7 protein-coding genes are annotated in these 7,678 nt (G+C 72.9%); 2 read left to right on the plus strand and 5 right to left on the minus strand.

Annotated features, from left to right (window positions below; genetic code table 11):
• Positions 1 to 71 precede the first annotated feature (71 nt).
• From ACFWX1_RS29615 to ACFWX1_RS29635, 5 genes are all read right to left on the minus strand, one after another.
• The gene (locus tag ACFWX1_RS29615) at positions 72 to 623 is read right to left on the minus strand and encodes a dienelactone hydrolase family protein (RefSeq protein WP_378392823.1); all 552 of its coding nucleotides are present in this window, start codon (positions 621 to 623) and stop codon (positions 72 to 74) included.
• Positions 623 to 1,780, minus strand: a complete 1,158-nt coding sequence (locus tag ACFWX1_RS29620; protein ID WP_378392825.1) for a glycosyltransferase family 4 protein — start codon at positions 1,778 to 1,780, stop codon at positions 623 to 625. The genes ACFWX1_RS29615 and ACFWX1_RS29620 overlap by 1 nt, the downstream gene beginning before the upstream one ends.
• An 87-nt stretch (positions 1,781 to 1,867) precedes the next feature.
• Complete coding sequence (locus tag ACFWX1_RS29625; RefSeq protein ID WP_378392827.1) at positions 1,868 to 2,929, minus strand: C40 family peptidase; 1,062 nt, start codon at positions 2,927 to 2,929, stop codon at positions 1,868 to 1,870.
• 430 nt (positions 2,930 to 3,359) lie between these two features.
• A complete protein-coding gene (locus ACFWX1_RS29630) occupies positions 3,360 to 3,605 on the minus strand; it encodes a hypothetical protein (protein ID WP_378392829.1) in 246 nt (81 codons plus the stop codon).
• Positions 3,606 to 3,714: 109 nt separating this feature from the next.
• Complete coding sequence (locus ACFWX1_RS29635) at positions 3,715 to 5,106, minus strand: NYN domain-containing protein (RefSeq protein ID WP_378392831.1); 1,392 nt, start codon at positions 5,104 to 5,106, stop codon at positions 3,715 to 3,717.
• Positions 5,107 to 5,203: 97 nt separating this feature from the next.
• Here ACFWX1_RS29635 and ACFWX1_RS29640 point away from each other — a divergent pair, with 97 nt between their 5' ends.
• Positions 5,204 to 6,922: a DEDD exonuclease domain-containing protein gene (locus tag ACFWX1_RS29640; RefSeq protein ID WP_378392833.1), complete on the plus strand. Its 1,719-nt coding sequence runs from the start codon at positions 5,204 to 5,206 to the stop codon at positions 6,920 to 6,922.
• Positions 6,923 to 7,039: 117 nt separating this feature from the next.
• The gene (locus ACFWX1_RS29645) at positions 7,040 to 7,324 is read left to right on the plus strand and encodes an Lrp/AsnC family transcriptional regulator (protein WP_378330785.1); all 285 of its coding nucleotides are present in this window, start codon (positions 7,040 to 7,042) and stop codon (positions 7,322 to 7,324) included.
• Positions 7,325 to 7,678: the final 354 nt, after the last annotated feature.

Consider the following 7,678-nt stretch of genomic DNA (forward strand, 5'->3'; position numbering starts at 1 on the left):
GACCCCCCCCCCCCTCTCCTGTCCCGACCTCCCCCCCGCCCGCGCGCCCCCCCCACGTCGGGCGATGCCGGTCAGCCGAGGCGTGCGAGGAACTCCAGCACCCGCTGCCAGGTGAGTTCGGCAGCGGCGGCGTCACCCGGCAGGCTCTCCTGGGTGCCCGGATCGGTGTAGAGGTGCGAAACGCCGGGGTACCGCCACGTCTCGACGTCCGGCTTGCCCGCCCACGCCGCGTACCGGTCCGCCTCGACCCATTCGTCGGGGTCCGCCGCGTGCAGCGCGGCCGGAACGCCCGGCACGTACTCCGGCGCGTGGTGCAGCATGACGAGCGCGCTCGCGTCCCCGCGCGCCTTCGCGAGGTTCGCGGACAGGCTCGCGCCCAGTGACAGCCCGGCATAGACGAGCCCGCCCGGCAGATCGTCGATGACGGCCGCGGCACGCCTGAGCAGTTCCGGATAGCCGATACCCCGGTTGATCGCCATTCCGTCGGTGACGTTGTCCGCGCTCTTCCCCGCGTAGAGATCCGGGACGTGCACGACGTGCCCGGCGGCGCGCAACCGTTCGGCATCCGCGAAAACCGCGGGGCGCAAGCCGAGCGCGGAATGGAAGAGAACGATCCCGGCCATCAGCGCACGGCCGCCACGGGTTCGCCGTCGAGCAGGCCGGACAGCCGCCCGGCCATGGTGTCCCAGCGCCAGTTCTCGGCGACCCACTCCCGGCCCGCGGCGCCCATCCGCCGCGCCCGCACCGGATCGGCGAGCAACGCCGCCAGCGTTTCGAGCAGCTGGCCGCCGTCACGGCCGTCGACGACGTGGCCGGTGACCTCGTCCAGTACGGCCTCCGGCGCGCCACCGGAGTTGCCCGCGACCACGGGCAACCCGGTCGCCGAGGCCTCCAGGTAGACGATCCCGAGCCCTTCGACGTCCAGCCCCTTACCCCGCGTACGCGCGGGCATCGCGAAGACGTCCCCGGCGTTGTAGTGCGCGGGCAGTTCCGCCCACGGCACCGAGCCGGTGAACACCACGTCGTCCGCGACGCCGAGGGCCTCGGCCGCCTGGGCGAGGCGCTTGCGGTATGGGCCACCGCCGACGAGCAGCAGCGCCGCGCCGGGAATCCGCTTGCGCAGCTCGGGGAACAGGCAGACGAGCATGTCCTGCCCCTTGCGCGGCACCAGCCGGGACACGCAGACCACCGTCGGCCGGTCACCGAGGCCGTACCGCGCGCGGATCTCCTCGCGCGCGCCCGGGTCCGGTTTGTACAGCGAAGTGTCCACTCCGGACGGAAGGAGTTCGAGGCCCGCCATCGGGCCGAACGCGGCGGCGAACCGGCGGCGGGTGTACTTGCTGACGTAGGTGACGACGTCGACGGTGTCCCCGATGCGCCGCAGCGCCTGCCGCGAACCCGGCAGCATCGACCAGCCGACCTCGTGGCCGTGCGTGGAAGCCAGCACCCGCCGCGCGCCGGCCCGCCGCAACGGATGCGCCAGCAGCGCGAGCGGGGCGGCGGCGCCGAACCAGACGGCCTCGCACTCGCGGGCGCGCATGATCTGCTTGGCGCGCCGCAGCACGTCCGGGGTGGGCAGCATCAGCGACGTCGGGTGCCGGACCACCTCGAACGGTGCCTCGGCGTCGAACTCGGTGTGCGAGCCCGTGCTCGACTCCCACGACGGCGCGTAGACCACCAGGTCGTCCGCGGGCAGCCGGGTGGCCAGCGAGTTGAGGTAGTTCTGGATCCCGCCGGGGCGCGGCGGGAAGTCGTTCGTCACGAGCAGGGTCCTCAGCACACCGTGCAGGTTACTGATCCCGGCTCCGACGAAAACGGGGCGGCACCGCGTGTGCGGTGCCGCCCCGTTTCCCGGGTCGTACCCGGCTCAGCTGCTGGGGCGCGTGGCGCCCGCGTACTGGCTCTGCAGCGGCGAGATCTTGACGACGTCGCCGGTGTCCGGCGCGTGCACCATCTTGCCGTCGCCGATGTACATGCCGATGTGCGTGATCGGCGAGTAGAAGCCGACCAGGTCACCCGGCTGCAGCTGATCCCGCGAAACCGGGGTGCCGCCGGAGGCGATCTGCGCGTCGGCCGTGCGCGGCAGCTTGACGCCCGCCTGCTTGTAGGCCCACAGCATCAGCCCGGAGCAGTCGAACGTGCTCGGGCCGGTGTCGCCGTAGACGTACGGGCTGCCCAGCTTGCTCAGCGCCGCGTCCACCGCGGCCTGCGCCGCGGGTCCCGGTGCCTTGACGTTGGGCCTGCTGCCGCCGGTGTCCTTCTGCGCGGCCTTGTCGGAGGAGCTGAGCAGGCCTGCCTGCGTCTTCAGCTCCGCGACCTGCGCGTCGAGGGACTTCTTCTTCGCCTCGATGTCGCTGGTGAGCTTCGCCGCGGCGTCGCGGGCGTCCTGCGCGCGCTTCTGCGCGTCGGCCGCCTTCGCGGTCGACTCGGCGGCCTGTTTCACGGCACCGCTGAGGTTTCCGAGCGCGACGTTCTTGTCCGCGGAGAGCACGTCCAGCGCCGAGGAGCGCTCGAGGAAGTCCTGGGTGCTGCCACCGGCCAGCAGCGCGGACAGCTTGTTCAGCTGCACACCGCTGGTGAAGGAGGCACCGGCGAACTTGTCCACCTCGGTGCGGAACTTCTTCTCGTTCTCGGCGGCCTTGGCACCGGCGTCCTTCGCGGCGTCGGTGTCGGAGGCGGCCTTGTCGAGGTCGCCCTGCTTGGCCTTGAGATCGTCCTGGGCCTTGAGCAGTTCCTGGTTCATCTTCTCGGCCTGCGCCGAGAGGTCGCGGTACTTGGCCAGCGCGTCCGAGGAATTGCCGGGCGGGACCTGGGGGGCGGGGGACGGGGCGGCGGAGGAGGCCGCCGGCTGGGCAAGGGTGACGACGGTGATCACCGCTACCGCGGCCATGGCACCTGACACCACCCGCTTGACTGGATGCGACTGCACGGTCGCGCGGGTCTCCTTTGCTCTCGGCCGCCTACCGGCCCGGGACTGGCACACCTGCCGAAGAGGTCGGGGGCCCTCTTCGGCACTTCGTCCCGGCCGCGTACCTGGCCGTGCTCTTCCGCAACAGGTGAGGCACGCGGGTGGTTCCGGTCCCAGCTCCCCGACAAAGCTGTTCCGGCGGCGATCCCGTGTCGCCGTCCTGGCAACGGCTGCTGGCCACGAGATCTCGGACAGGTTACGAAACGACCGGGGGCCCGTCCACCAAGCCCCCGTTAAAAACTCTGCGTGACGCGGCGAAACACCATCGGACCAGCGAGGGAGAAATACTGTGACAGGCACCACACGCTGGACCTTCGCCGAGTACCGTTTCGACTACCGACCGTTTACCGAGCGGATCGACCTTTCACCGCCTAGCCACGAATCGGGCGAGTCACGCGGATTGCCGGCCTCCTTCCGGTACCAGCCGGAGTTTCGGCACCATTCCCGCCTCGGCGAGCGCGTCCACCGCGCGACGTTCCTCGGCGTCCCACACGACCGCGGGCGGCGCGCCGAGCAGCACGCTGACGACGCAGTCCGAGCAGGCGTCGCCGCGGACCGCGCACCGGTCGCAGTCGACGATCAGGGTGTCGATCTCGGCCAGGTCCACGTCGACCGGGCGGTGGCGGGTGTCGTCCATGTCGGTCTCCTCACAGTTCCGTGCTGACGGAAAACACGGTAGGAGTCACCACCGACAGTTTTCGCGCGCTCACGACGAGCAGGCCGCGCGAGGGTAAGCGCGTCGCGCGTCAGACCCGGCTCAACCGGCTGACCAGCACCGCCGACGGCGCCGGATGCGCCCCGCCGCCGCGGACCGAGTCCGCGACCGCCCGGTCCGAGGTCACCACCACCATCGGCCGCCCGGCGGGCTCGGCCGCGACCAGCGACCGGATGACGTCGTCGGCGAGCACCCCGCGTTCGGAGAACAGCACCCGGACGCCGCGGGGCACCGCGGCCGGGACGGAGAGCACCCCCGCGCCGTCGAAGACGACCGTGACCTCGGCGCCCGTCCGCGCGGCGAGCGCCGAGAGCTGGTGGATGAGCCGGTCCCGCTGGTCGGCGAGCGCCAGCTCGGGGTAGCCGGTCTTGGTGACGTTGTACCCGTCGACGATGAGATGCACGTTCGGCAGCGCCAGGTACCGGTCGAGCGCCGAGACGTCCTGGATCCGCCCGCCCTGCCCGAGCCCGGAGCGGGTCCCGCGGATCATGTCCGCCGGACGCGCGCCACGGGCGCCCAGCGCCAGCTCACGGCGCAATCCGGTGACCGCGCCGTCGATGGTGTCGATGAGCAGGCCGAGGCGCACCTCGTCGGCCTCACGGGCTTCCCTGGCCGACTGCCGCGCGATCTCGGCGTCGGCGACCGCGCGCTCCGCGCGGGCCCGCTCGTTCGCCACCCGCTGCCGTTCCCGTTCGAGCTGGCCGTTCAGCGCGGCGATCTCCTCGTCGCGCGCGGACGCGCCGGTCTCGGCCTCGGCACGCGCGGCCGCGGCGGCGTCCTTGGCCTGCCTCAGCTGGACGCCCTGTTCCCGCAGCCGCTTCAGCAGCTTCTCGACCTCGGCTTCCCGCTCGCCACGGGCGTTCTCGGCGACTTCCCGTGCCTTCTCCAGCTCCACCCGCAGCTGCGCGAGTTCGGCCTCCAGGCGCTGGTTGCGGGCCAGCGCGGCGTCCCGTTCGGCCCGCAGCGCCGTCTCCTCGGCGTTCTTGGCCACCAGCCGGACCCGGCCCGCCGCGCTGGCCTCGCCGAGCAGCACCGCCGCGGCGGCCGCGGCGACGGAATCGGGGGCGTTCGGGTCGAGCACGTCCGTGCGGTGCTCCCGCAGCCATTCGATGACCGCGGTGCGGAACTGCGAGGACTCGCCCAGCGCGGTGAGCAGCGCCGCCCCGCCCAGCTTCGCGCGCTTGGCCGGGGCGAACTTCGCGACCGGGCGCAGCTGCCTCGGCACGTCCGCGGCGGGCAGTTTCGCCACCGCGGCGGCGGCCAGCTCGGCGATCCGGTCGCGCACCGGCTCGGGCAGCGCGGTCCAGGTCGCCGGTTCGGGCCGGGCGGACTCCGCTTCGGGGCCGGCCTCCTGGCGCGGAACGACACCCGAGGGGCCGGTGGCGTCCTCGGGCAGTTCCGGGTCGGCCGGCTGCGGGTGCATTGGTCCAGGGTAGGCCCCGTACGTCGAATCCGCGTCGCGTGGGACGGCTTGCGCGCGCGCCGGGAATGTCGGTGGCCGGTTCTACTGTGCGGGGATCATGGACGCACGTGGACGCACCGGCCAGGCTCAGCTGGCCTTCGACGAGCTCGGCACCCCCTTGCGGGACACCACTTTCGTCGTGTTCGACCTGGAGACCACCGGCACGAAACCCGGGCCGGACGGCATCACCGAGATCGGCGCGGTCAAGGTCCGCGGCGGGCGGGTACTCGGCGAGTTCGCGACGCTGGTCGACCCCGGGATGCCGATCCCGCCGCAGATCGTCTCGCTGACCGGTATCACGCAGGCGATGCTGTACGACGCGCCACGGATCGAGCGGGTGCTGCCCGCCTTCCTCGAGTTCATCGGCGGCAGCGTCCTGGTCGCGCACAACTCCGGCTTCGACGTGTCGTTCATGCGCGCGGCCTGCGAGGGACACGGTTACGTCTGGCCGAAACCGCCGGTCGTGTGCACGGTCCGGCTGGCCCGCCGGGTCATCCCGCGCGAGGAGGCCCGCAGCTACCGCCTCTCCTCGCTGGCCATGCTGCTCGGCTCGCGCACCCGGCCGACGCACCGCGCGCTCGACGACGCCCGCGCCACCGTCGACGTCCTGCACGCGCTGCTGGAACGGGTGGGGAACCTCGGCGTGCACACGCTCGAGGAACTCGTCGACTACCTGCCCGAGGTCACCGTGGCGCAGCGCCGGAAACGGCACCTCGCCCACGACCTGCCGTCCCGGCCGGGCGTGTACCTGTTCCGCGGACCCGGCGACGAGGTCCTCTACGTCGGCACGGCCAAGGACCTGCGCCGCCGCGTCCGGCAGTACTTCACCGGTTCGGAGAGCCGCGGCCGGATCCGCGAGATGGTCGCGCTCGCCGAGCGGGTGGACGCCGTCGAATGCGCGCACGCGCTCGAGGCCGAGATCCGCGAGCTGCGGCTGATCGCCGCGCACCGGCCGATGTACAACCGCCGGTCCAAGAACCCGCACCACGCCTGGTGGATCGGGCTGACCGAGGAGGCGTTCCCTCGCCTGTCGGTGGTCCGCCTGGCCCGGCCCGGTGTGCTCGGCCCGTTCCGCAGCCAGGCCGACGCCCGCACCGCCGCCGACACCCTCGCCGGCGCGTCCGGGCTGCGGACCTGCACCCAGCGCATCTCCCCGACGTCGGCCTCCGGGACGCCGTGCGTGCTCGCCGAACTGGGCCGCTGCGGCGCGCCGTGTGCCGGACGGCAGACCGTCGAGGCCTACTCCCCCGCCGTCGACGCCGTCACGGAACTGATCGCCGGGCACGGCGCCGGGCCACTGCGCAACGCCGCCGCCCAGCTCGACCGGCTCGCCGAGGGGCAGCACTTCGAACAGGCGGCCCGGCATCGCGACGACCTCGCCGGCCTCGTCCGCGCCGTCGGCCGGGCCCACCGGCAGGCCGCGCTCGCCTCGATCACCGAACTCGTCGCGGCCGCGCCGGACGGCGCGGGCGGCTGGGAGTTCGCGATCATCCGCTACGGCAGGCTCGCCTCGGCGGGGGTCGCCCGGCGCGGTGTCCCGCCCATGCCGATCGTCGAGCACCTGGTGGCCGCCGCCGAGACCGTGCTGCCGGGTCCCGGCCCGCTCCACGGCGCCGCCCCGGAGGAGGTCGGCGTCCTGTTCCGCTGGCTGGCCCGCCCCGGCGTCCGGCTGGTACGGACGAGCAGGCCGTGGGCCGAGCCCGCCGCCGTGGCGGGCTGGACGGGCTGGCTCGACCTCGCCTCCGGCGCGCGGTCACTGGAACGGGTCGCGGGCTGATTCCGCGGCGCGACGGGCTTGTATTCGCGCAACCGCTCGTCGCGGGTGTCCCGCAAGACACCGGCGCACCCGGCTAGGATCGCGCGAAGCAGCGACCCGAACTTGGGAGGACAACCGGTGATCACCGCCATCGTGCTGATCCAGGTCGAAGCGGACGCGATCCCGTCCGCCGCGCAGGCGATCGCGGATCTCGACGGCGTCGGCGAGGTCTACTCGTGCGCCGGGGACGTCGACCTCATCGCCACCGTCCGGGTCGCCGCCCACGAGGATCTCGCCGACCTCATCCCCGGCCGCATCGGCAAGGTGCCCGGCGTCCTCGACACCGTCACCCACATCGCCTTCCGCTCCTACTCGGCCGCCGACACCGAGTCCGCGTTCGAGATCGGCGTCGAAGGCGCCTGAGTCTCCTCGCGGCCCCCGTTCCCCGATGTCGCGAACGCTCCGTTCGCGACATCCTCGCGCGCCCCGGTTGCTTCCGGCGCGCCGCGAAACACCAGCGTCGCGAACGCTCCGTTCGAGACGCTGAACGTCCCGAACGCGTCGTTCGCGACGCCCTGAAGGAATGAACGGAAGATTCAGCCCGCCCTGAGGCCCCCTTGCCGAACATCCTAGGGCGGCGCACCGACAACCCGGCGACCGTCCCACCGGGGCCCAGAATGCCGGTTAATCGCCCCCAGGGGGGGGGGGTCGCCCCCCCCGCGGGGGGATGGTGAGTTGACGCGGCGAGACGAACTGCGGGGCGCGAGGGGAGACCGC

Source organism: Amycolatopsis sp. NPDC059021 (genome assembly GCF_042739895.1).
Taxonomy (GTDB): domain Bacteria; phylum Actinomycetota; class Actinomycetes; order Mycobacteriales; family Pseudonocardiaceae; genus Amycolatopsis.

Bases quoted from the DNA above. Each gene is read 5' to 3' on its own strand.
- ACFWX1_RS29635 (WP_378392831.1), bottom strand. From the start codon at position 5,106: ATGCACCCGCAGCCGGCCGACCCGGAACTGCCCGAGGACGCCACCGGC.
- ACFWX1_RS29615 (WP_378392823.1), bottom strand. From the start codon at position 623: ATGGCCGGGATCGTTCTCTTCCATTCCGCGCTCGGCTTGCGCCCCGCG.
- ACFWX1_RS29630 (WP_378392829.1), bottom strand. From the start codon at position 3,605: ATGGACGACACCCGCCACCGCCCGGTCGACGTGGACCTGGCCGAGATC.
- ACFWX1_RS29640 (WP_378392833.1), top strand. From the start codon at position 5,204: ATGGACGCACGTGGACGCACCGGCCAGGCTCAGCTGGCCTTCGACGAG.